This is a genomic window from Proteus sp. HMSC14B05, assembly GCF_001808035.1.
GTDB classification, from domain to species: domain Bacteria; phylum Pseudomonadota; class Gammaproteobacteria; order Enterobacterales; family Enterobacteriaceae; genus Proteus; species Proteus mirabilis.
The window spans coordinates 92,792-115,075 of sequence record NZ_KV791997.1 but is presented as its reverse complement, the minus strand read 5'-3'; the positions used below and the strand labels follow the sequence as shown (position 1 = coordinate 115,075).

The following is a 22,284-nucleotide window of genomic DNA, read 5'->3' as shown; positions in this document are numbered from 1 at the left end:
TACACTAAAAAGCATTACAAATATTCATAAACAGAATGAAAATATAACATCAGATACAGGATAATTAGCCCTTAGCGACTTTATTGGATATCAATTATCGTGATTTATCTTTAAGGCTAATGGCGTTAATAAATATTTTTTCCATTTTATCTAGCATGTTATCTAAACCAAACTGAGCTTTGGCATGGGCTAATGACGCTTGCCCCATTTGTTGACGTAACTCATCAGAGGCCATTAATTTAGCAAGGTAATTAATTAAGGTTTCTTGTACTTTAGGTGCCAATGTAAAGCCGGTTTTACCATCAATCACCGCTTCACTAATTGCACCTACTGTGGTTGATACCACCGGTAATCCGCAAGCCATCGCTTGCATAATACCTTGTGGCACCCCTTCGTTACCAAAAGAGGGTAAGGCAAATACATCCATTGCATTTAAGCAATCCGGCACATCATTGCGGTTGCCTAAGAAAAAGACACTCTCTTCTAACCCTGCAAGTTTAACCATCGGTTGTAAATTTTTACGTTGTGGACCATCTCCGACGAGAAGTAGTTGCCAGTCAGGAAATTGTAGATGCAATGTTTTCCAAGCTTCTATTAGGTATTTATGTCCTTTCCATACCCGCATTGTTGCCACAATCCCTAATGTAGGTTTATTAGGCACACCTATTTTTTCTCGTGCTTGCTGTTTATTTTGTGGCGAGAATTTTTCTAAATCGATCCCCGTAGGAACTGAGGTCATTTGACTAAGCGGAAAACGATTATATTGATGTAAGGTTTGGCGTAATTTTTCACCAGTAGTGACAATATGGGCACTTGAAGACAGATAGAGCCAACGCGTGGGCAGTGAACGTGATACATCGGTAGATACATGGCGAGTACGTACTATGGCGGGAGAGTGGCGTAATGAAGCACAAGATAGCGCAACTAACCAAGCATCTGTCGAGCTATGGGTATTAATCACATCAAATTGCTGACGATGGACTTTTAACCAATTACGCAATGCCATCAGTGCAGATCCGCGTTTTTTTTCAATCGGTAATGTGACAACCTCAATACCATAGTCAGGGGCTGCTTTGGCAATTTTTGAGTTTGGACAGCAAACCAGTGTCACATGGTGCCCTCTTTGCACCATGCCTTGAGATTCTGTCAAAATGCGGATTTCTTGACCACCCCAACCACAAGACGACTCTGTATGTAAGATAGATAACACCGATTTACTCATCTGCAACTATTCACTCGATAGATAAAAAGGGCACTAGTATAACGAAAGAGTCAATAAAGATCATAATAGCTTTACTTTGTTATACTTAGCGCAAGCCAGATAACAAAAAACCCGACGCTAAGGTCGGGTTTTTTTTCAGAGAACTAAAATTATTTAATTTTAGCTTCTTTATAAGTCACATGCTGACGAACAACTGGATCGAATTTTTTCATTTCCAGTTTTTCTGGCATAGTGCGTTTGTTCTTCGTAGTGGTATAGAAGTGACCTGTACCAGCAGAAGAAACGAGTTTAATTTTCTCGCGAATACCTTTAGCCATTTTTCAGCTCCTTAGTACTTCTCACCACGGGCACGTAAATCTGCTAATACAGATTCGATGCCTTTCTTATCGATCACACGCATACCTTTAGCAGATACACGCAGAGTTACGAAACGTTTCTCAGACTCAACCCAGAAACGGTGAGAGTGCAGGTTTGGCAGAAAACGGCGTTTAGTCGCGTTTAATGCGTGAGAGCGGTTGTTTCCACTCACAGGACGCTTGCCGGTAACTTGGCAGACTCGGGACATGTCTATTCTCCAAAAATCTAATCAGCTCGAGCTTTAGTATCAGGTTTGGCCGCCTCGTCAGGCTTTGGAGCCCATCTCAGCAACTTTTAACGATTGAAAAACTGTGTAAACACCTCAGAAAAAACTTGCTGAGATAGGCTCTTCTCGCCAAACCCAAGATCCTCAAAGGTGGCGTAGTATACGCCCAATGGCCTCAACGCTCAAGACCCGTACAATAAAGATTGTCAATAATTTTAAAAAATATTGGCTATAACCAACCTCGCTCAGCAAAAGAAACACAGTTATCATGCCCTACCACAAGGTGATCAAGCACTTTTATACCGACTAATTGACAAGCTGTAAAAATTTTTTCTGTTATTTGCTTATCGGCAAGACTTGGCTCAGACAGACCTGAAGGATGATTATGGGCTAAAATAATCGATGCTGCGTTCTTTTTAATCGACTGGCGAATAATTTCTCTGGGGTGAACTTCAACACGATCCACCGTTCCTTTAAACATTTCCTCACAATCGATCATTTGGTTTTGGTTATCTAAAAATAGCACGACAAATACTTCTCTATCACGCCAATTAAGGCGTTTTTGCAAATAACTTTTGGTTTCTGCGGATGAGGAGAGGATATTTTTATGCATAAACTTTGTTTTAATAAAGCGTTGAGCCATCTCATTAATGGCTTGTAATTGGGTAAATTTACCCACACCTATCCCCTTAAAACAGCCTAATGTTTCATAATTCGCATTAATCACATGATAGAGAGAACCACACTTTCTAAGTAAGAAGTCGGCTAATTCTAATACCGATTTTTCATAGGTGCCTGTACGTAAAAAAATGGCCAATAACTCTGCATCCGTTAACGATTCTACACCATGCAACAGCAGTTTTTCTCTCGGTAAGAGTGTCTCTATGGTTGCGTTTTCCATTCTTTGTGCTCTCCCTTTTCGCCAAGCATTTAAACATCAATACGTTATAATTGGCCTATGTTGTTATTTTATCTTTCAATTATTTAATTTTATCTTTCATGCAATATTTATCACAAAACAACTGTTGTTATATACAGTTGATTTACTATAAACTGTACAAGTTGAATGAAAAAACCACAGATAAAATTTGTGCGAGGTAATACACAATAATTTATTTTATAAAACATCGTATTACATAGAATGCCTAACTCTGGCTTAGCTTGTGGTAAAATTATGGACATTTATTTATGCAATTAGGCATTTCATCATGACTACACTTCACGACAAAAAGATTATTCTGGGTATCAGTGGTGGTATTGCGGCCTATAAAGCGCCTGAGCTAGTCCGTCGTTTACGTGATAAAGGCGCTATTGTGCGCGTCGTTATGACGCCTGCAGCACATGCCTTTGTCACCCCGTTATCGCTACAAGCGGTATCAGGCTTCCCTGTTGCGGATGATTTGCTTGATCCTGCCGCAGAAGCCGCAATGGGACATATCGAACTAGGAAAATGGGCTGATCTGATTTTATTAGCCCCTGCTACCGCGGATTTGATTGCTCGTTTACGCATGGGGATGGCAAACGATCTATTAACCACACTCTGTTTAGCCAGTGCAGCACCTATTGCGATTGCCCCAGCGATGAATCAACAAATGTATCGTGCAGCAATTACACAAGAAAATTTAACGGCTTTGGCACAACGAGGTTGTCTTATCTGGGGGCCTGACTCTGGTAGCCAAGCCTGTGGTGATGTAGGACCCGGTAGAATGTTAGATCCTCTTGAATTGGTGGCATTAGCAGAGCAACAATTTGCGACTCAACACGATTTTAAAGGTAAAAAAATCACCATTACTGCAGGCCCAACACGTGAAGCCTTAGATCCAGTACGCTTTATCAGCAACCATAGCTCAGGAAAAATGGGCTTTGCTATTGCGCAAGCGGCCGCTCAACGGGGGGCAGAAGTGACACTCATTGCCGGCCCTGTCACATTGCCGACACCTGCTTGTGTTAAACGTATCGACGTCGAAAGTGCCCAAGAGATGTATCAACAAGTGATGGATATTGTGCCATCCCAAGATATTTTTATTGGTTGTGCTGCCGTTGCCGATTATCGAGCCAAACAGGTTGCCCCTGAAAAAATTAAAAAACAAGGTGATGAAGTAACGATAACTATGATAAAAAACCCCGATATTGTTGCCAGTGTCGGAAAAATGGTTGAGCATCGCCCATTTGTTGTCGGATTTGCAGCCGAAACCCAGAATGTGGAAGAATATGCCCGCCGTAAACGAGAACAAAAACAACTCGATTTAATCTGTGCTAATGATGTATCACTAAAAGATGCTGGTTTTAATAGTGATAACAACGCATTACACCTTATCTGGGCAAATGGAGAAACGCGTTTACCACATAGTAGTAAAACGCAACTGAGTCATCGCCTACTTGACGAGATAGCCAAACATTATGATGAAAAAAATTGACGTTAAAATCCTTGATCCACGAATTGGACAAGAGTATCCACTCCCTGCGTATGCAACAACAGGCTCTGCTGGTTTAGATTTACGTGCTTGCCTTGATGCTCCACTGGTATTAGCACCAGGACAAACTGAGCTGTTACCTACAGGTCTTGCTGTACATATTGCTGATGAAGGGTTAGCGGCAATGGTGCTTCCTCGCTCAGGCCTCGGCCATAAACATGGGGTGGTACTCGGTAACTTAGTGGGATTAATTGACTCTGATTATCAAGGTCAACTGATGGTATCGGTATGGAATCGTGGTCAACAAGCGTTCACTATTGAACCCGGCGAACGTATTGCCCAGATGGTTATCGTACCTGTTGTTCAAGCAGAATTTAATATTGTAGAAGATTTTACGGCAACAGAGCGTGGTACAGGCGGTTTTGGACACTCTGGTCGCCAATAAGCACGACGTCTTGCATTTATTTTAATATCAATGACGATATCACTCCCTTTGCACTAACACTTTTATTTAGTGCAAAGGTTTACTGATTTGTTTTGCTTTTAGCAGGGGCCTTATCAGTCATGGCAGAAGAAAAAGAAACCAAAAAGAAACGCAGAAATAGACGGGATGAAATACTACAATCGCTCGCTCAAATGTTGGAGTCTAGTGATGGTAGTCAACGTATTACTACAGCCAAATTAGCGGCTACCGTTGGGGTATCTGAAGCAGCACTTTATCGACATTTCCCCAGTAAAACAAAGATGTTTGATAGCCTAATTGAGTTTATCGAAGATAGCTTAGTTTCGCGTATCAACCTGATTTTAAAAGATGAGAAAGAAACTATCGCACGCATTCGCCTTATTCTTATCTTGATCCTTGGCTTTGCAGAGAAAAACCCTGGGCTATCTCGCATTCTTACCGGACACGCATTAATGTTTGAGCAAGATAGATTACAAGGGCGCATTAACCAATTGTATGAGCGAATTGAAGTACAACTTCGCCAAGTGATTAAAGAGCGTAAAATTCGCGAAGGAAGTGCCTTTTTACATGATGAAGCACTACTCGCTTCACAACTGCTTGCGTTTTGTGAAGGTATGCTAGCACGTTTTGTACGTACTGAATTTCGTTATCATCCTACACAGGAATTTGAAGCACGTTGGCCATTAATTCAGGCACAATTACAGTGAGCAAGTAACAATGAAAGAGTGGACTCGTGACTTAACTCAATAATTTGAAAATGACATATATGCCGTTTTTTTCTTATTTGTGTTAACATGCGCTCTATTGATATCAGAGTATCTAAATAGATTTACTGGGAATGGCACTAAGCGATCCCCAATCTGTGACAGTGGCAACGCGCCTTGTCCCTACTGTAAAAGTCCTTTTTATCTTTCAATATCTGTGATAATTATCGCAGAAAATTCATTGTACTACTCACCCCGCCCATTATTGGGCGAGGGCTTTTTTTTACAGCTATTGAGCGATTTTATTGTATTTTTGCTTTTTTAATTAATGCCATAACGTTCACGATAGGCTTTTACTGCTGGCAAATGTGCCGATAATGTCTCACTTTCAGTTAAGTAGCTAATTAAATCATCCAAAGTAATAATTGAATAAACTTGGCATTGATAATCGCGCTCTAATTCTTGTATTGCAGAAAGCGAACCATGCCCTTTTTCTTGTCTATCTAAACTAAGCAATACCCCTGACAGCGTCGCATCATGTTGTTTGATTATTTCCATCGATTCACGAATAGCAGTTCCAGCGGTAATAACATCATCAACAATCACCACATTCCCTGTTAATGGACTGCCGACTAATGTCCCCCCTTCACCATGATCTTTAGCTTCTTTACGATTAAAGCAGTAAGGAACATCCATATCATGATGTTCAACTAAGGCCACTGCGGTCGTTGTCGCGATGGGAATACCTTTATAAGCCGGTCCAAACAGCACATCACAAGGCACATGATTATCTATTAATGTTTGTGCATAAAACTGTCCCAATAAAGCCAAGTCACGCCCAGTATTAAATAAACCTGCATTAAAAAAATAAGGACTAACACGACCTGATTTCAGCGTAAACTCACCAAATTTTAATACATTTTTTGCTAATGCAAGTTCGATAAAGTGGCGCTGGTAGGCTTTCATTTTTTTCTCCTATTAAGATTGCTTAATGACAGATTTTAGACATAAAAAAAGCGACTTTTCAGTCGCCTTAAAAAATAGAATTTATTGCTTCAGCGCCTCTTTTTGCGCTTCAAATATCTTTTCCAATCCCCCTTTCGCAAGGGCGAGTAAAGCAAGTAACTCTTCATGACTAAATGGTGCACCTTCTGCCGTACCCTGTACTTCAATCATACGGCCATCATCGATCATCACCACATTCATATCCGTTTCGGCTGCGGAATCTTCAACATATTCCAAATCGCATAATGGTTGACCATCAACGATACCCACAGAAACAGCAGCTACCATTGATTTAAGAGGGCTCTTTTTCAGCTTACCTTCTGCAACCATTTTATTTAAAGCATCCACTAACGCGACACAAGCACCAGAAATAGAGGCGGTGCGAGTACCCCCATCGGCTTGAATAACATCACAATCAACCGTGATAGTAAATTCACCCAAGGCCTTTAAATCCACAGCGGCGCGTAGTGAGCGAGCGATTAAACGTTGGATTTCCATTGTGCGGCCAGTTTGTTTACCGCGAGCGGCTTCACGAGCATTACGACTGTTAGTGGCGCGAGGAAGCATGCCATATTCTGCAGTCACCCAGCCTTGCCCTTGTCCTTTAAGAAAACGAGGTACACCCTCTTCTACAGTGGCATTACACAAGACTTTGGTATCACCAAATTCAACTAATACAGAACCTTCAGCATGTTTTGTATAGTGACGAGTAATGGTAATCGGACGTACTTGGTCTGCTTGTCTGTCTGCTGGACGCATGGTGTTATCTCCGCTTTCTCTGACATATTGGGGGCGCATTATACGACCTAAAACGGCTTATGCCTATCCTTGTGTTGATACCTAGGGTTATAATCGTTACATCATTTACAATATTGAGACCCTATTATGATCCGTAGTATGACCGCTTTCGCTCGTCGAGATATCAAAAAAGAGTGGGGTAGCGCCGCATGGGAACTGCGTTCCGTTAATCAACGTTACCTTGAAACATATATCCGTTTACCTGAGCAATTACGTAGTTTAGAGCCTGTTATTCGTGAACGTCTACGTAATCGCTTAACACGCGGTAAAATAGAATGTAACTTGCGTTTTGAACTCAATGCTCACTCACAAGGTGAACTGACTTTGGATGAAAATTTAGCAAGGCAACTGATTGTTTCTGCTAACTGGGTAAAAAGCCAAAGCCATGAAGGTACTATCAGCCCATTTGATATTTTACGTTGGCCTGGGGTTATCTCAGCCCAAGAGCAAGATTTAGATGCCATTGGTAGCGAACTATTAGCAGAGCTTGATGTAGCTATCGATGCCTTTATTGCAAGTCGAGAAGCTGAAGGCCAAGCACTCAAAACGCTGATTGAGCAACGTTTAGATGCCGTAAGTGCTGAGGTCGTAAAAGTAAGAGCACAGATGCCAGAAATTCTCCAATGGCAACGTGAGCGCTTAACCAGCAAATTAGAAGAAGCACAAGTTCAAGTTGATAATAATCGTTTAGAGCAAGAATTAGTGATGTTAGCGCAACGCTTAGATGTCGCTGAAGAGCTTGATAGATTAGATGCCCACGTTAAAGAAACACGCAAAATTCTCAGTAAAAAAGAGGCTGTCGGTCGTCGCCTTGATTTTATGATGCAGGAGTTTAATCGTGAATCCAATACACTAGCATCCAAATCAATTAATACGGATGTCACCAATTCCGCTATTGAATTAAAAGTATTAATTGAACAGATGCGTGAGCAGATCCAGAATATTGAGTAAATTATCGCTTATATTTATTCAGTCTCACGACATCACCCAACGCAGTAAGCCAGTGTAAATGCTGGCTTTTTAAGTTACTTAAGTCATATTTTGATATCACTAAATAAAAGCGCAAGAGAATTTGGACGAGTTTAAAAAGCTTGTTTGGTTATACCTTAGCGCTGTAATCCCTCACCCAATATAAACTACATCAACAAATAGTTATCTCTGATCACTGAGTACAATTGCATATTTATTATTTAAAATGTACACTTAAGATGTACATTATAGGAGAAATATTATGCGTACATATACCTCGACACAAGCCCGAGCTAATATTTCAGAAGTATTAGATATTGCGACCCACGGTGAACCTGTTGAAATCACCCGCAGAGACGGTTGTTCAGCGGTTGTTATCAGTAAAACTGAATTTGAGTCATACCAGAATGCTAAGCTAGATGCAGAGTTTGATATGATGATGCAACGTCATGGACATACCGTAGAGGCACTGACAAATCGATGATATGGGTTAGCGCACAGGAAGTTATCGCTTTCCATGATCGTATATTACAACGTTTCCCAGGTGTGGCCGGTATGCCCGATCCTGGCAGAGCGGAAGCTCTTATTTACCGGGTGCAAAACCGTAAACATTATGAAGGCATTACAGATGTGTTTGAACTGGCAGCAACTTATTGGGTCGCTATCGCTCGAGGGCACATATTTAATGACGGTAATAAACGTACCGCATTTTTTGTGACCATGACATTTCTCTATCGTAATGGCATCAGGATCCGCGATACTGGCAATATGCTGGAAAACTTAACAGTAGAAGCAGCTACAGGTGAGAAAACCGTCGACCAGTTAGCAAAACATCTACAAAACTTGGTAGAGAAAACTAACTAAAATAGTTTTCATTAGCAAAATAAAGGCTCCTTTCAATATTTCATACCAAATATGACAAGGTGGCACAGCCCACTTCCCCTAAAATGAGATAGCTATAATTAGTTTTACCGCATTAAGGACAGCTAACAACTTTACCTCTCAATACCTCCCAATCCCAGTCCACTGAAAACTTAATTTTTACAATGTACACATTCAGCAAAAAAGCCTCTCCAGCACTGATTTCTGAAGTAACTTAATTTTACGACGCAACTGGGTAAAAGTGAAACTATAATTTCCTTATTCGATTAAAAATGAAAGCATTATTTCACTTTAATCTGTTTGAGAATATCGAACAGTCACTTTACTCAAAGCCAAAAGTGAAGCTATACTTTCACTAACTGAAGATTTAAGAAAATATAGTTTCACTATGAATACCATCGAATCAACAACAAAGCGCACTGCTGTCGTTTTTCCAAAACATAAAAAGGTGTTAAGCATTTTGGGCGAAAACTTAACTCTAGCAATGAAGCGACGTGGTATTACCCAAGAAATGATGCATAATCGAACAGGATTGTCTAAACCAACGCTACGAAAAATCCTAAAAGGCGATCCTTCCGTTTCGCTTGGTCACTATGTCAACGTATTAGCCTCCTTAGGCCTCTTAGAAGACTTAACCAAAGTTGCCTTTGATGACGAATTGGGAAGAAAGCTGCAAGACATCCAATTGCTGAAAAAAAAATAAGGGTATCGCATTATGGAAATCTACGTTTATGCTGATTGGACTGAATCAACTGACCCTGTATTAGTTGGTACATTACGATCATCAGAAATTAGAGGCAAAGAACATTTCAGCTTTAGTTATGACAAGACATGGTTAACCTCCGATTATGTCCGCCAGATTGACCCTTCTTTAAAACTATTCGTTGGCGAGCAACATGCGCAGGACGATAAGAATTTCAAAATATTTCTCGACTCATGCCCTGATCGTTGGGGTCGACTATTAATGCAACGCAGAGAAGCGGTGGTGGCTAGGCAAGAAAAACGGCGAGCGAAAAGCCTATATGAGACGGATTACTTACTAGGCGTTCACGATTCATTTCGCATGGGAGCACTGCGCTTTCGTACATCTCCAAATGGTCCATTTTTAGATGATAACCATGAGCTTGCAGCACCCACAATAACCAGTTTACCCGAGCTACAACATGCCGCCAATAAAATCGAATAAACTCCGGATTTAGATAATCCAGATTATCTGAAGTGGCTCAATATGTTGATCTCACCGGGATCATCACTAGGCGGAGCCAGACCAAAGGCATCAATAAGAAATCACGACGATAGTTTGTGGTTAGCTAAGTTCCCTAGCCGTCACGATGATTACGATATTGGCTTATGGGAGTTCATTGTTTATCAAATGGCTATTGAATCTGGGATCGAAATGGCTGAATCAAAAGCTGAGGCTATTGGCAAACATCATATTTTTTTAACAAAAAGATTCGACCGTACCAAAACAGGAAAGCGACTACACTTCAGTTCAGCGATGACTCAACTAGAGTACTTTGATGGTCAGGATAATGGCGCAAGTTACTTAGAGCTGGCTGAGTTTCTGATCCAAAACGGCTCGAATACTCAGTCAGATCTTGAACAACTTTGGACTAGAATACTGTTTAATATCATGGTATCTAATTGTGATGATCATCTTAGAAATCACGGATTCATTCTAGAGCCTACTGGTTGGCGACTATCTCCCGCCTACGATATTAACCCTATGTTATACGCCTATGGTCTACACCTTAATATTGATGACGTCAGCAATGCGCTTTCTACCGACTTGGCATTTGACGTCGCAGAGTATTTTCACGTTACCAAAAGTAAAGCGAAGTCCATATACCAAAGATTGTTCAAAGCAATTTCACAATGGGAAAGCCTTGCCCAACAAGCGGGTATCTGCAAAGAAGAAAGAGAATTATTGAGGGACTGCTTTCGACTCGACTAGAACGCCATCGCACTTTTATGCGCATAAAGTGTGAAATGCAAATTGATTACTGAACCATTCTTTTTACTAAACGGAGAAATACAGCGGCCAGAGATCTACACAAAGTTACTTTATAGGTAACAATTGATAGGGTTACTTCACGACACTCAGGCCTATTATTTTTTGGATACCAGAGTATTCATATTGCGCTTATTTCTATAAACATGGACATAAAATAAAGGATCCTTTCAATATTTCATACCAAATATGACAAGGTAGTAACATATTGAATTTTCGCTGATTAACATTGCGACGGATCACTCACCAATGCGAAGATAGCATTTATCATTCCGTTTAAAAGCAAATCTGTAACACTATCATTTAGCTAGAGCTTGTCTAATAAACCCTTTATTTTGCGCCAACAACTGTGTTGCTTGTTGTGCATTTACGCCGGCTAAAATCATCAAAATCGCTGTTTTACAATGACGTTGGCATTGTGATAGTGCGTGTTCAGCAGTAGCTCGATCACACTCTGTTGCTTGCATCACAATACGAATTTGGCGCTCAATTAATTTGGCATTAGTGGCTTCAACATCCACCATTAAATTACCAAACACTTTACCCATCTTTATCATGGCACCTGTGGTTATCATATTTAATATCAGTTTTTGTGCCGTGCCTGCTTTCATACGTGATGAGCCAGTTACCACTTCAGGCCCCACAATCGGCGTAATAGCAATATCGGCACGTTGCGCTATGGGACTATCAGGATTACAGCTAATTGCCCCTGTCACCGCACCTAGTGAGCGTGCATATTCTAATGCGCCAATCACATAAGGCGTTCGACCACTTGCTGCAATCCCAACTAGCACATCCTTGGCATTAAAATTAAGCTGGCGTAAATCTTCCGCCCCCAATTGGACATTATCTTCTGCATTTTCAACCGCTTGTAAAATGGCTTTGTGTCCCCCGGCAATTAAGCCAATCACCATATCATGGGGGGTTCCATAGGTTGGAGGACATTCACTGGCATCTAAAATTCCCAAACGACCAGAAGTACCTGCACCGCAATAAATTAATCGACCACCTTGAGAAAATGCTGTTACGACCTTATCCACCAGCCGTGCAATATGGGGTAATGTGGCTTCAACCGCAAAAGGCACTTTTTTATCTTCATTATTAATGACTTTTAGCATTTCAAGTGTTGAAAGTGTATCAATATGTTCACTGTGATGATTGCGACTTTCTGTCACCAGATGACCAAGGTCGATTGCCATTTTAAGTCCCTAAATTGCTATTTATCTGTTAATCTCAAAAAACATCAACGATTATACACCCAATTATGATAGGTGAGTTTTTCAAAATCATGACTTAGGCGACTTTACATGACATTGCGGCATGATATTTCGATATTTATCAGACTATAGATACATTTTTTCGTCTTTTTTATCTTACTATTTAAATTAAAAAATAAGATACATACTTTTATTGATACACAATATTTGCGTAAAAATAGAGAGTCACAATAATGACAATTTAAGATGTAATGTTATTACACTATTTTTGGGGTGCAATAATAAACCCAAGCAGGCGGTACATTTAACATCACACGTTTTTTCTCTAAATGAAAATAACGAGATAATGTTTTTTCATATCGAGTGGTATATTGAAACAACACAAAACAACCTTGGGTTTTTAATAATTCGCTATGTACTCGCTTTAAGATTTTTAACCCTAACCTTCTGTTAATAGACAAGAAAGGCAACCCAGAAATAATCATATTATAATGACTATCTAACTTTTCAGCCGACGCTGTATAGATGGTTAAACGGGGATCATTAATCTTATTCAGCTCATTAGCGAATGCTGGCTCTATCTCAAAAACATCTAATACCGAGTTTGATGACATACGTTTTAAGATCTGTTGCGTAATCACCCCAGTACCCGCACCTAATTCGGCGATTTGGATATCTTGTTGCCAATTTAATTTATTGAGCATTTCATAACATAACCAACGTGATGAAGGCGCAATAGTTCCCATTGTAGTAGGAGACAGTACAAACCGCTTTAAATATGAATAATAGGTTGATAATGGAAAGTAGGTTGATAAATCCATCTTGCGCCCCCTAAAGCTTTTATCTAGATAAAATAAAAATCAGATAAAATGAAGTACATTCATCGTTATTTTTTATTTATGAATTTATGTCATCTCACTAATGACGGATTTCAGTATAAAGCTTGGAGCTATCTCTAAGTAAATACGTTTTTCTTATATATTACACTATTTTACATTTTTCTATTTTTATCATTGTTTATTAGACAAGAATATAAATTTATTTATCAAAAAAATGAAATAAGTCATAACGGAATCATCTTAATCTTTTTTATAAATGATTTATGCTTAATGTTCACTTAATTAATGGCGCATTATTTTTAACAAATTCGTGATATTTGTTCGTTCTGTGGTTTCCTTTTGTTAACTCTATGCAGACTATTAGAAACACTTCTAATTCTTTGGTAAATAATCAATAAATTCACTTGCACCTCTCTCTATATTTTGTCAGGTTAGTGTGAAGTCTCTCACTATTCCTACAGACAAAGACAGGGTAATTACAATGAAAAATGTTGGTTTTGTGGGCTGGCGTGGTATGGTCGGCTCCGTTTTAATGCAAAGAATGGTTGAAGAACGTGATTTTGATGGGATAAACCCTGTTTTCTTCACCACTTCTCAATTAGGTGAAGCAGCACCTGCTTATGGCAATCATCGTAGTACACTGCAAGATGCTTATGATATTGATACGCTCGGCTCACTCGATATCATTATCAGTTGCCAAGGGGGTGATTACACCCATGATATTTATCCCAAATTACGTCAAGCGGGTTGGCAAGGTTATTGGATTGATGCAGCATCTGCACTACGCATGAATGATGATGCGGTGATTATTCTTGATCCCGTTAATGGTCAACATATCCAAGATAGCCTCAATAAAGGTATTAAAACCTTTGTGGGGGGGAATTGCACCGTAAGCTTAATGTTGATGTCTTTGGGCGGACTTTTTGCTAACGATTTAGTTGAGTGGGCTAGTGTCTCCACTTACCAAGCCGCATCCGGCGCCGGTGCGCGTCATATGCGTGAATTATTGTCACAAATGGGTGCATTACATAACCAAGTGGTTAAAGAGCTAGAAAATCCAGCTTCGGCAATTTTAGATATTGAACGCAAAGTCACTAACTTTACTCGCAGTGGTACTATGCCGACAGAGCAATTTGGTGTTCCACTGGCAGGTAGCTTAATTCCTTGGATTGATAAACAATTGGAAAATGGCCAAAGCCGTGAAGAGTGGAAAGGCCAAGCTGAAACCAACAAGATCTTAAACACCGGTTCAAATATCATTCCTGTGGATGGTCTTTGTGTTCGTATAGGTGCATTACGTTGTCATAGCCAAGCATTCACCTTAAAACTGAAAAAAGATTTACCGGTTAACGAAATTGAGCAATTGCTTGCCCAACATAATGATTGGGTAAAAGTAGTGCCGAACGATCGTGAATTAACAATGCGCGAATTAACCCCAGCAGCCGTAACGGGCACATTAAGTACCCCTGTAGGACGTATTCGTAAACTGAATATGGGACCTGAATTTATTTCTGCCTTTACAGTGGGTGATCAGTTGTTATGGGGTGCCGCAGAGCCACTTCGTCGTATGCTGAAGATTTTAGCTTAAAACACAACGAATATTATAAATATAAAAACCCGCTAACCTATTGAATTAGCGGGTTTTGTTTGACTCAAGAAAACGTTATTAGATATCGATATTTTCTGCTTTTAGTGCATTTTCTTCGATAAAAGCACGACGAGGTTCAACAGCATCACCCATTAAGGTTGTGAATAACTCATCGGTCGCAATCGCATCTTTCACAGTGACTTGCATCATACGACGTGTATCTGGGTTCATGGTGGTTTCCCATAATTGTTCTGGGTTCATTTCACCAAGACCTTTATAACGCTGTACAGCAAGACCACGACGTGATTCTTTGGTTAACCATTCCAGGGCTTCTTCAAAGCTTGAAATCGCCTGACGACGTTCTCCACGCTCAATATAGGCCCCTTCTTCAATCAGGTTACCAATAATATCACCCAAATTAGTAATACGTTGATATTCACTACTATGAATAAAATCGTAATCCAATTTATAGTCTGTATCGATACCGTAAGTACGAATGCGTAATACTGGCTCAAATAAACGATTTTCTTCGTTTTGTGTGATGGTATAGCTGTAAGTACTGCTTTGCTCTTCCGCGTTATTTAAACGGTTCACCAAGCCACTCATCCACTCTTCCACTTTCGCTTTATCAGAGAGATCATCTTCTGTCAGCGTTGAGTGATAGACCAAGCTATTTAACATACTCAGTGGATAGAGACGCTCCATACGACGAATAATTTTATGCGCAGCATGGTAGTCAACAACCAGTTTTTCTAATTGTGCACCATGCATAGCAGGGGCATGTTCACTGACGTAAAGCGCTGCACCATCAAGCGCAATAGACATCAGATATTCATCCATCGCATCATCATCTTTAATGTATTGCTCTTGTTTCCCTTTTTTCACTTTATAGAGAGGTGGCTGAGCAATAAAGATATGACCACGTTCGATAATTTCTGGCATTTGGCGATAGAAGAACGTCAGTAATAATGTACGAATGTGAGAACCATCGACGTCCGCATCCGTCATGATAATAATGCTGTGATAACGCAGTTTATCTGGGTTATATTCATCACGGCCAATACCACAACCTAATGCCGTGATAAGCGTTGCCACTTCTTGAGATGCCAGCATCTTATCAAAACGCGCTTTCTCAACGTTTAAGATCTTACCTTTTAACGGTAAAATCGCTTGCGTTTTACGGTTACGCCCTTGTTTTGCCGAGCCACCCGCAGAGTCCCCTTCCACTAAGTAGAGTTCAGAAAAAGCAGGATCACGCTCAGAGCAGTCCGCCAATTTACCCGGTAAACCGCCTAAATCGAGTGCGCCTTTACGACGCGTCATCTCACGTGCTTTACGCGCAGCTTCACGGGCACGAGCGGCATCAATAATTTTACCGACAACAATTTTTGCGTCAGTCGGATTTTCTAATAGATATTCCACCAGCTTCTCATTCATCAGCGTTTCTACCGCTGTTTTAACTTCAGAAGAAACCAGTTTATCTTTCGTTTGTGATGAGAATTTCGGATCAGGTACTTTAACAGAAATAACCGCAATCAGGCCTTCTCGAGCATCATCACCCGTTGCACTGATTTTCGATTTCTTATTAAAGCCTTCTTTATCCATATAGTTGTTTAGCGTACGAGTCATCGCGGTACGGAAACCAACTAAGTGAGTACCACCATCACGTTGTGGAATATTATTGGTAAAGCAATAAACGTTTTCTTGGAAACCATCATTCCACAGCATCGCCACTTCAACACCAATGCCATCTTTCTCTGTAGAAAAATAGAATACATTTTGGTGAATAGGCGTTTTATTACGGCTTAAGTATTCAACGAATGCTTTGATACCACCTTCATAGTGGAAATGATCTTCGCGGTTATCACGTTTATCAATTAAACGAATAGAGACTCCTGAGTTTAAGAAGGAGAGCTCACGCAGACGTTTCGCTAAAATATCATATTGGAATTCAGTCTCACCTTTAAAGGTATCAAGACTTGGCCAGAAACGAACAAAGGTTCCTGACTTATCTGTTTCACCAATCACTTTTAAGCGATCGTCAGGTACACCTGAACGGTAAATTTGTTGATGAATTTTACCATCACGATGGATAGTCAGTTCAAGTTTTTCAGACAACGCATTAACAACGGAAACCCCTACACCATGCAGCCCACCAGAGACTTTATAGGAGTTATCATCGAATTTACCACCCGCATGCAGAACCGTCATAATCACTTCTGCTGCAGAAACGCCCTCTTCTTCATGAATACCCGTTGGAATACCACGGCCATCATCGCGAACAGAGACTGAGTTATCTGAATGGATAGTGACAATAATCTCATCACAGTAACCCGCGAGGGCTTCGTCGATAGCGTTGTCGACCACCTCGAAGACCATGTGATGCAGACCGGTTCCATCATCTGTATCCCCGATATACATCCCCGGGCGCTTACGCACCGCATCCAGCCCTTTTAATACTTTGATACTTGAGGAGTCATATGTATTCGACATCAACGTTTCTCGCTTTATTCCTATGGTTTAACCTCTATTTTGCCATGTTCTACGCTAAATAGCCTGCTATTTACATCTAGCATATCTTTAACTTGCCCAGAAGTGATTGCACTGACAAACACTTGAGCTTGCGTAGACTTTAAACGCTCGGCTAACAACTGGCGCCGATTTGCGTCTAATTCAGAAGCAAAATCATCGAGCAGATACAGGCATCTTTGCCCATTCTTACGAGTGAAATATTCACCTTGTGCCAGCCTTAATGCACACATTAACAACTTAAGCTGACCCCGTGACAACATATCTTCTACCGGAGTGCCGTTAGCACGAATACGTAAATCCGCTTTATGAGCACCTAACGAGGTATATGATAACACTTTGTCACGTTCAAATTGACGTTCTAGCAACTGTGCATAATCGGTTTCTTTATCCCATCCTCGTTGAAAACTGACTTTCAAGGTAAATTCAGGGAGAAATAATTGGCACGTTTCTTCAATATCTTTGGCGATATCTTCTGTATATTCAGCTCGCCATTGGCTTATCTGTTCTGTCAGTAAGATAAGCTCTTTATCCCAAGGTAAGAGTTGTCGATAAGACGACGCTTGCCTGAGTGCTGCATTACGCTGTTTTAAGACGCGTTTTAAATCTGACCATGCAGCAAAAAATCGAGGCTCATTATGAAAACAACCCCAATCGATAAAAGCACGACGATATTTAGGCCCACCATTAAGTAATGTGAACCCCTCAGGGGTGATTAATTGCATCGGTAATAACTTCGCTAACTCTGCAATTTTATGCCCATCGCTACCATCAATACGTACCGTACTGTTACCCTCGCGATCTTTACTTAAACCAATTGAGTAACCGCGACTTTCTTCATCAAGGCCACTTAAACGCCCATGTAAAATAAACGCATTTTCATCATGCTGGATCACTCGATTCGCTTGGGCACTACGAAATGCTCGTCCATGGCCTAATGTGTAAATCGCTTCAAGTATACTGGTTTTCCCACTCCCGTTTGATCCTACAAGAAAATTAAAACCATCCGCTAATGGCAAATCAGCCTGTTCAATATTTCTAAAATGGCGGATCAATAAACGGGATAAAATCATATTAATCGTGATTACAAGCGCATCGGCATAACAACATAAGCTGCGGCTGCACTTGCCACATTCTCAACCTGTACACTTGAAACAGCATCAGTTAGTAATAATTTTACCTCTTCACACTTGAGTGTGTTTAACACATCAAGAAGGTAGCTCACATTAAAACCGATCTCCATCTCTTCCCCCTGATACTGAACATCGACAATTTCTTCTGCTTCTTCTTGTTCAGGGTTGTTAGCGGTAATTTTTAATTGTCCATTAGTGAGGTTAATACGCACCCCACGGAATTTTTCATTCGATAAAATCGCCGCACGAGAGAACGCTTGTTTGAGGATATCACAACCTGCGATAACTGTTTTAGTCGGATTTTTCGGTAATACGCGGCGATAGTCAGGGAAACGACCATCAACCAGTTTCGAGGTAAAAATAAAGTCGCCTACATGAGCGCGTAAATTATTACTGCCAATTTGTAACTGTAATAAACTCTCACCACTGCCATCAAGTAAACGCATCAGTTCAATAACACCTTTACGTGGCACAATAACAGAATGTCCGGGTAAAGATTGTCCAATATCCATGGCACAGACCGCTAAACGGTGACCATCAGTAGCAACCGTGCGCAATTCCGTGTTTTCCGTTTCAAATAACATACCGTTGAGGTAGTAACGCACATCTTGATGCGCCATTGAAAACTGTGTGGATTCAATCAAACGTTTTAGAGTGGCTTGTGGCAAAGTAAATTCAACCTCACTTTGCCAATCGTCTAAATTCGGGAAATCAGATGCAGGGAGTGTCGATAAAGAAAAACGACTTCTTCCTGAACGAACGAGTAAGCGATCACCGTCTAATTCTACGCTGATTTCTGCTCCCTCAGGTAATCCGCGCCAAATATCAAAAAACTTACGCGCAGGAACAGTCGTTGCACCGATTTCATGAGATTGGCTAAGACTCACTCTTGCCATCATCTCCATCTCAAGGTCTGTACCTGTTAGCGATAAGGTATTCTCCGTCACCTTAAGCAACAGGTTGCCTAAAATAGGTAAAGTTGGGCGACCGCCTAAAGGGCCGCTGACTTGTTGCAGCGGCTTTAGCAGCTGTTCTCGTTCAATGATAAATTTCATAGCGCTAGGATGATAATGTTCTGATTAAGTTAGAAAAATCTTCTTTGATATCGTGACTTTCTTCACGCAGTTGCTCTATTTTTCGGCAAGCATGCAGTACCGTAGTATGGTCACGACCACCAAAGGCATCCCCGATTTCAGGCAAGCTGTGGTTTGTTAATTCCTTTGCCAGCGCCATTGCCATTTGCCTCGGACGGGCAACCGATCGGGATCGTCGCTTCGACAACAAATCCGCTACCTTAATTTTATAATATTCTGCTACAGTTTTCTGAATATTATCGATAGTAACGAGTTTCTCTTGTAATGCGAGTAAATCACGTAATGCTTCACGCACAAAGTCGATGGTAATAGCTCGACCGGTAAAATTTGCGTTAGCTATTACTCGGTTTAATGCACCTTCTAGTTCACGGACGTTAGAGCGGAGTCGTTTAGCAATAAAAAACGCCACTTCATCAGGTAACTGGATTTGATTTTCGTCCGCTTTTTTCATCAAAATCGCCACACGCGTTTCTAATTCTGGTGGTTCAATGGCTACGGTCAATCCCCAACCAAAGCGCGATTTTAATCGATCCTCTACCCCGTTAATCTCTTTAGGATAACGGTCTGAGGTTAAAATAATTTGCTGATTTCCCTCTAACAAAGCGTTAAAGGTATGAAAAAACTCTTCTTGTGAACGCTCTTTATTGGCAAAAAATTGAATATCATCAATTAATAGCGCATCTACAGAGCGATAGTAGCGTTTAAAATCTTCAATAGCATTATTTTGTAACGCCTTTACCATATCTTGCACGAAACGTTCCGAATGCATATAAACAACTTTAGCATTGGCTTTACGTTCCATAATACTGTTGCCCACCGCATGCAATAGATGCGTTTTACCCAGACCCGTTCCCCCATATAAAAACAGTGGGTTATAAGCTCCTCCAGGATTATCAGCAACTTGTCTTGCGGCAGCTCTAGCAAGTTGGTTCGATTTACCTTCAACGAAATTATCAAATTTATGTTTAGGATTCACATTAGAACGATAATTAAGTTCAGGTAACTGGGATTGCGGTTGATTATCCCAGCTAGGACGCACAGGCTGGCTGTTAGTCGGTGTGGAATTAACCGCGGGATGTGTCACGGTTTTGGGAACACTCTCGGTGGTACGTGCTGATACAGGTTTATTCCCCACTTCAAAACGCAACGAAGGGACATCAGAACCACAAAAGTCGACTAATAACGCATTAATATTATTAATGTACTTTTCTCTTACCCAATCTAACACAAAACGATTAGGTGCATACAGTGCCAGCGTGTTATCGCTTAGTTCTGCCTGCAAGGGACGTATCCACATACTAAATTCAGTGGCAGGTAACTCATCCTGCAATCGGGCAAGACAATGCTGCCAAAGCGAAAGTGACACGGCGGACTCCCCTCAAAAACAAGACTAAAAAATAAACAGGAAAAATGTGATTAAACACTTAGGTACACAACACCGTTCCTCTTCAATTCTTAATAAGGAACAACTTTGATGACCACGATTTTTACATCGTGCTTCACGATCGCAGACTGGTTGTTCTGATCGTGACGGGGGATCATATCGCAAAATGAAACGAAGATCCTCTTTCTTTTACACAGTTTTTATGGTTTTTATCCACAGGCTTACCTATTTGTGATAATTCTCCGAAATAAATAGGTAAGGGAGTTCTAGTGTACTTGAGTCACCCTATAAATAGCAATTGGGGATAACTTTCTGTAGGTAAATTTCTGCTCTTCTTATAAAGGATGATCAATTATCTGCATGATGATCCACCAAAGATCCTTGCGCTTTCACCCTGAGTCCGTATAATCTTGCACCCTGCGTGCTTGTACCAACAATTCGCCCTTTATCTTCCCTTTTTAGGGTGTCGATAAGAGCGAGCGTTGCGCATAAGTAAGGATTGATAATCGGGTTTGCTAAAAAAGACGACAAAAATCGGTACTTAAAACGTCATCTTCATTGACGCATTTGAGTGATTTTATTACAATCCCGCATCTTTCCATCATTGATGCTGCGATTGAAGTACTGGTTTGTTTATTTATTGCACTCCTGTCTGTCAACGCATTTGCTGAATCAGTAATAATATAAAGTAGGTAGAAATCGCTATGAAACGCACTTTTCAACCGTCTGTACTGAAGCGCAACCGTAACCACGGCTTCCGCGCTCGTATGGCCACTAAAAATGGTCGTCAGGTTCTGGCTCGCCGTCGTGCGAAAGGCCGCGCTCGTCTGACCGTTTCTTCGAAATAATAAAAGCTAACCATTCCGTGGTTAAGCTCGCTTTTCCAAGGGAGTTACGTTTGTTAACTCCCAAGCATTTCAATTTTGTTTTCCAGCAGCCACAGCGTGCGAGTTCACCAGAAGTTACAATTTTGGGTCGCCAGAATGAGCTGGGGCATCCCCGCATCGGTCTAACTATCGCAAAGAAAAACGTTAAACGTGCTCATGAGCGTAATCGGATTAAACGATTAGCCCGTGAATACTTTCGTTTACATCAGCATCAATTACCTGCTATGGATTTTGTGGTATTAGTAAGGAAGGGGGTAGCTGAACTTGATAACCACCAATTGACGGAAGTGTTGGGTAAATTATGGCGTCGTCATTGTCGCTTGGCTCAAAAATCCTGATCTTGCTGATTAGGGGCTATCAACTGGGGATTAGTCCTCTGTTGGGGCCTCGTTGTCGTTTCAATCCTACGTGCTCTCATTATGGTATTGAGGCATTGCGCAGGTTTGGAATGATAAAAGGTAGTTGGTTAACAGTGAAACGCATATTAAAATGCCACCCTTTACACGAAGGTGGTGATGATCCTGTCCCACCTAGAAAAAACGACGATAACAGAGAAAATTAA

At 40.8% G+C, this 22,284-nt stretch carries 23 protein-coding genes and 1 pseudogene; 12 read left to right on the top strand and 12 right to left on the bottom strand.

All coding sequences use genetic code 11. The annotated features are described in order from the left end of the window. Positions 1-94 precede the first annotated feature (94 nt). From HMPREF3129_RS13405 to radC, 4 genes are all read right to left on the bottom strand, one after another. Positions 95-1,222, bottom strand: coding sequence for a glycosyltransferase family 4 protein (locus HMPREF3129_RS13405; protein ID WP_004249755.1), 1,128 nt, complete (start codon positions 1,220-1,222; stop codon positions 95-97). A gap of 149 nt (positions 1,223-1,371) precedes the next feature. After that, the gene (gene rpmG, locus HMPREF3129_RS13400) at positions 1,372-1,539 is read right to left on the bottom strand and encodes a 50S ribosomal protein L33 (RefSeq protein WP_004246483.1); all 168 of its coding nucleotides are present in this window, start codon (positions 1,537-1,539) and stop codon (positions 1,372-1,374) included. An 11-nt stretch (positions 1,540-1,550) separates the two neighbouring features. Continuing rightward, positions 1,551-1,787 carry a 50S ribosomal protein L28 gene (gene rpmB / locus HMPREF3129_RS13395; RefSeq protein ID WP_004246485.1) on the bottom strand — a complete coding sequence of 79 codons (237 nt, stop codon included), beginning with the start codon at positions 1,785-1,787 and terminating at the stop codon, positions 1,551-1,553. 247 nt (positions 1,788-2,034) lie between these two features. Next, positions 2,035-2,706 (bottom strand): RadC family protein, encoded by a 672-nt coding sequence (gene radC, locus HMPREF3129_RS13390; RefSeq protein ID WP_036919449.1) that lies wholly within the window; start codon positions 2,704-2,706, stop codon positions 2,035-2,037. 307 nt (positions 2,707-3,013) lie between these two features. Here radC and coaBC point away from each other — a divergent pair, with 307 nt between their 5' ends. The 3 genes from coaBC (at position 3,014) to slmA (ending at position 5,389) form a co-directional block, all read left to right on the top strand. Further along, positions 3,014-4,222, top strand: coding sequence for a bifunctional phosphopantothenoylcysteine decarboxylase/phosphopantothenate--cysteine ligase CoaBC (gene coaBC / locus HMPREF3129_RS13385; protein ID WP_036919447.1), 1,209 nt, complete (start codon positions 3,014-3,016; stop codon positions 4,220-4,222). Beyond that, a complete protein-coding gene (gene dut / locus HMPREF3129_RS13380; protein WP_004246490.1) occupies positions 4,206-4,664 on the top strand; it encodes a dUTP diphosphatase in 459 nt (152 codons plus the stop codon). The genes coaBC and dut overlap by 17 nt, the downstream gene beginning before the upstream one ends. 119 nt (positions 4,665-4,783) lie before the next feature. Next, positions 4,784-5,389, top strand: coding sequence for a nucleoid occlusion factor SlmA (slmA, locus tag HMPREF3129_RS13375; protein WP_004246491.1), 606 nt, complete (start codon positions 4,784-4,786; stop codon positions 5,387-5,389). Positions 5,390-5,707: 318 nt separating this feature from the next. Here the strand turns inward: slmA and pyrE are convergent, their stop codons facing one another. Both pyrE and rph read right to left on the bottom strand, forming a co-directional pair. Beyond that, entirely contained in the window at positions 5,708-6,352 is a 645-nt protein-coding gene (pyrE, locus tag HMPREF3129_RS13370; RefSeq protein ID WP_036919444.1) for an orotate phosphoribosyltransferase, read from the bottom strand. 81 nt (positions 6,353-6,433) lie between these two features. Then, complete coding sequence (gene rph, locus HMPREF3129_RS13365; RefSeq protein ID WP_004249946.1) at positions 6,434-7,150, bottom strand: ribonuclease PH; 717 nt, start codon at positions 7,148-7,150, stop codon at positions 6,434-6,436. A gap of 126 nt (positions 7,151-7,276) precedes the next feature. Between rph and HMPREF3129_RS13360 the strand changes: the two genes are divergently transcribed. The 5 genes and pseudogenes from HMPREF3129_RS13360 (at position 7,277) to HMPREF3129_RS19175 (ending at position 10,994) form a co-directional block, all read left to right on the top strand. After that, positions 7,277-8,140 (top strand): YicC/YloC family endoribonuclease, encoded by an 864-nt coding sequence (locus HMPREF3129_RS13360; protein WP_004249947.1) that lies wholly within the window; start codon positions 7,277-7,279, stop codon positions 8,138-8,140. A 280-nt stretch (positions 8,141-8,420) separates the two neighbouring features. Beyond that, positions 8,421-8,642, top strand: a complete 222-nt coding sequence (locus tag HMPREF3129_RS13355) for a type II toxin-antitoxin system Phd/YefM family antitoxin (protein ID WP_004246496.1) — start codon at positions 8,421-8,423, stop codon at positions 8,640-8,642. Further along, on the top strand, positions 8,639-9,022 hold the full coding sequence (locus HMPREF3129_RS13350; RefSeq protein WP_017826987.1) for a type II toxin-antitoxin system death-on-curing family toxin: 384 nt from the start codon (positions 8,639-8,641) through the stop codon (positions 9,020-9,022). Before HMPREF3129_RS13355 ends, HMPREF3129_RS13350 begins: the two co-directional genes overlap by 4 nt. Positions 9,023-9,428: 406 nt before the next feature. Beyond that, complete coding sequence (locus tag HMPREF3129_RS13345) at positions 9,429-9,743, top strand: helix-turn-helix domain-containing protein (RefSeq protein WP_004246498.1); 315 nt, start codon at positions 9,429-9,431, stop codon at positions 9,741-9,743. A 12-nt stretch (positions 9,744-9,755) separates the two neighbouring features. Beyond that, a pseudogene (locus HMPREF3129_RS19175) lies at positions 9,756-10,994 on the top strand (type II toxin-antitoxin system HipA family toxin). A gap of 356 nt (positions 10,995-11,350) precedes the next feature. On the opposite strand, the gene murQ reads toward HMPREF3129_RS19175, so the two are convergent. Together murQ and HMPREF3129_RS13330 are read right to left on the bottom strand one after the other, a co-directional pair. After that, positions 11,351-12,250: an N-acetylmuramic acid 6-phosphate etherase gene (murQ, locus tag HMPREF3129_RS13335; protein ID WP_036919439.1), complete on the bottom strand. Its 900-nt coding sequence runs from the start codon at positions 12,248-12,250 to the stop codon at positions 11,351-11,353. 275 nt (positions 12,251-12,525) lie between these two features. Continuing rightward, positions 12,526-13,089 carry a class I SAM-dependent methyltransferase gene (locus HMPREF3129_RS13330; RefSeq protein ID WP_012368640.1) on the bottom strand — a complete coding sequence of 188 codons (564 nt, stop codon included), beginning with the start codon at positions 13,087-13,089 and terminating at the stop codon, positions 12,526-12,528. Positions 13,090-13,588: 499 nt separating this feature from the next. Between HMPREF3129_RS13330 and asd the strand changes: the two genes are divergently transcribed. Beyond that, complete coding sequence (gene asd / locus HMPREF3129_RS13325) at positions 13,589-14,695, top strand: aspartate-semialdehyde dehydrogenase (RefSeq protein WP_036919437.1); 1,107 nt, start codon at positions 13,589-13,591, stop codon at positions 14,693-14,695. 78 nt (positions 14,696-14,773) lie between these two features. Here asd and gyrB read toward each other — a convergent pair whose 3' ends face one another. The 4 genes from gyrB to dnaA are packed head-to-tail and all read right to left on the bottom strand — an operon-like array spanning position 14,774 to position 20,817. Continuing rightward, positions 14,774-17,188: a DNA topoisomerase (ATP-hydrolyzing) subunit B gene (gene gyrB, locus HMPREF3129_RS13320; protein WP_004246504.1), complete on the bottom strand. Its 2,415-nt coding sequence runs from the start codon at positions 17,186-17,188 to the stop codon at positions 14,774-14,776. 20 nt (positions 17,189-17,208) lie between these two features. Continuing rightward, the gene (gene recF, locus HMPREF3129_RS13315; protein ID WP_036919434.1) at positions 17,209-18,297 is read right to left on the bottom strand and encodes a DNA replication/repair protein RecF; all 1,089 of its coding nucleotides are present in this window, start codon (positions 18,295-18,297) and stop codon (positions 17,209-17,211) included. Between the two features lie 11 nt (positions 18,298-18,308). Then, on the bottom strand, positions 18,309-19,412 hold the full coding sequence (dnaN, locus tag HMPREF3129_RS13310; protein ID WP_004246506.1) for a DNA polymerase III subunit beta: 1,104 nt from the start codon (positions 19,410-19,412) through the stop codon (positions 18,309-18,311). 4 nt (positions 19,413-19,416) lie between these two features. Continuing rightward, positions 19,417-20,817, bottom strand: a complete 1,401-nt coding sequence (gene dnaA / locus HMPREF3129_RS13305; protein ID WP_004246507.1) for a chromosomal replication initiator protein DnaA — start codon at positions 20,815-20,817, stop codon at positions 19,417-19,419. 722 nt (positions 20,818-21,539) lie between these two features. Between dnaA and rpmH the strand changes: the two genes are divergently transcribed. The 3 genes from rpmH to yidD are packed head-to-tail and all read left to right on the top strand — an operon-like array spanning position 21,540 to position 22,284. After that, the gene (gene rpmH / locus HMPREF3129_RS13300; RefSeq protein WP_004246509.1) at positions 21,540-21,683 is read left to right on the top strand and encodes a 50S ribosomal protein L34; all 144 of its coding nucleotides are present in this window, start codon (positions 21,540-21,542) and stop codon (positions 21,681-21,683) included. A gap of 17 nt (positions 21,684-21,700) precedes the next feature. Next, positions 21,701-22,060 carry a ribonuclease P protein component gene (rnpA, locus tag HMPREF3129_RS13295; RefSeq protein ID WP_004246510.1) on the top strand — a complete coding sequence of 120 codons (360 nt, stop codon included), beginning with the start codon at positions 21,701-21,703 and terminating at the stop codon, positions 22,058-22,060. Beyond that, a complete protein-coding gene (gene yidD, locus HMPREF3129_RS18370) occupies positions 22,024-22,284 on the top strand; it encodes a membrane protein insertion efficiency factor YidD (RefSeq protein WP_012368639.1) in 261 nt (86 codons plus the stop codon). Before rnpA ends, yidD begins: the two co-directional genes overlap by 37 nt.

Excerpts from the sequence above, each read along its gene's own strand:
- rph (WP_004249946.1), bottom strand. The coding sequence starts at position 7,150 with ATGCGTCCAGCAGACAGACAAGCAGACCAAGTACGTCCGATTACCATT.
- rpmB (WP_004246485.1), bottom strand. The coding sequence starts at position 1,787 with ATGTCCCGAGTCTGCCAAGTTACCGGCAAGCGTCCTGTGAGTGGAAAC.
- rpmG (WP_004246483.1), bottom strand. The coding sequence starts at position 1,539 with ATGGCTAAAGGTATTCGCGAGAAAATTAAACTCGTTTCTTCTGCTGGT.
- coaBC (WP_036919447.1), top strand. The coding sequence starts at position 3,014 with ATGACTACACTTCACGACAAAAAGATTATTCTGGGTATCAGTGGTGGT.
- HMPREF3129_RS13355 (WP_004246496.1), top strand. The coding sequence starts at position 8,421 with ATGCGTACATATACCTCGACACAAGCCCGAGCTAATATTTCAGAAGTA.
- recF (WP_036919434.1), bottom strand. The coding sequence starts at position 18,297 with ATGATTTTATCCCGTTTATTGATCCGCCATTTTAGAAATATTGAACAG.
- dnaN (WP_004246506.1), bottom strand. The coding sequence starts at position 19,412 with ATGAAATTTATCATTGAACGAGAACAGCTGCTAAAGCCGCTGCAACAA.
- pyrE (WP_036919444.1), bottom strand. The coding sequence starts at position 6,352 with ATGAAAGCCTACCAGCGCCACTTTATCGAACTTGCATTAGCAAAAAAT.
- gyrB (WP_004246504.1), bottom strand. The coding sequence starts at position 17,188 with ATGTCGAATACATATGACTCCTCAAGTATCAAAGTATTAAAAGGGCTG.
- yidD (WP_012368639.1), top strand. The coding sequence starts at position 22,024 with ATGGCGTCGTCATTGTCGCTTGGCTCAAAAATCCTGATCTTGCTGATT.
- asd (WP_036919437.1), top strand. The coding sequence starts at position 13,589 with ATGAAAAATGTTGGTTTTGTGGGCTGGCGTGGTATGGTCGGCTCCGTT.
- HMPREF3129_RS13330 (WP_012368640.1), bottom strand. The coding sequence starts at position 13,089 with ATGGATTTATCAACCTACTTTCCATTATCAACCTATTATTCATATTTA.
- dut (WP_004246490.1), top strand. The coding sequence starts at position 4,206 with ATGATGAAAAAAATTGACGTTAAAATCCTTGATCCACGAATTGGACAA.
- HMPREF3129_RS13405 (WP_004249755.1), bottom strand. The coding sequence starts at position 1,222 with ATGAGTAAATCGGTGTTATCTATCTTACATACAGAGTCGTCTTGTGGT.
- radC (WP_036919449.1), bottom strand. The coding sequence starts at position 2,706 with ATGGAAAACGCAACCATAGAGACACTCTTACCGAGAGAAAAACTGCTG.
- murQ (WP_036919439.1), bottom strand. The coding sequence starts at position 12,250 with ATGGCAATCGACCTTGGTCATCTGGTGACAGAAAGTCGCAATCATCAC.
- HMPREF3129_RS13360 (WP_004249947.1), top strand. The coding sequence starts at position 7,277 with ATGATCCGTAGTATGACCGCTTTCGCTCGTCGAGATATCAAAAAAGAG.
- HMPREF3129_RS13345 (WP_004246498.1), top strand. The coding sequence starts at position 9,429 with ATGAATACCATCGAATCAACAACAAAGCGCACTGCTGTCGTTTTTCCA.
- rpmH (WP_004246509.1), top strand. The coding sequence starts at position 21,540 with ATGAAACGCACTTTTCAACCGTCTGTACTGAAGCGCAACCGTAACCAC.
- slmA (WP_004246491.1), top strand. The coding sequence starts at position 4,784 with ATGGCAGAAGAAAAAGAAACCAAAAAGAAACGCAGAAATAGACGGGAT.
- HMPREF3129_RS13350 (WP_017826987.1), top strand. The coding sequence starts at position 8,639 with ATGATATGGGTTAGCGCACAGGAAGTTATCGCTTTCCATGATCGTATA.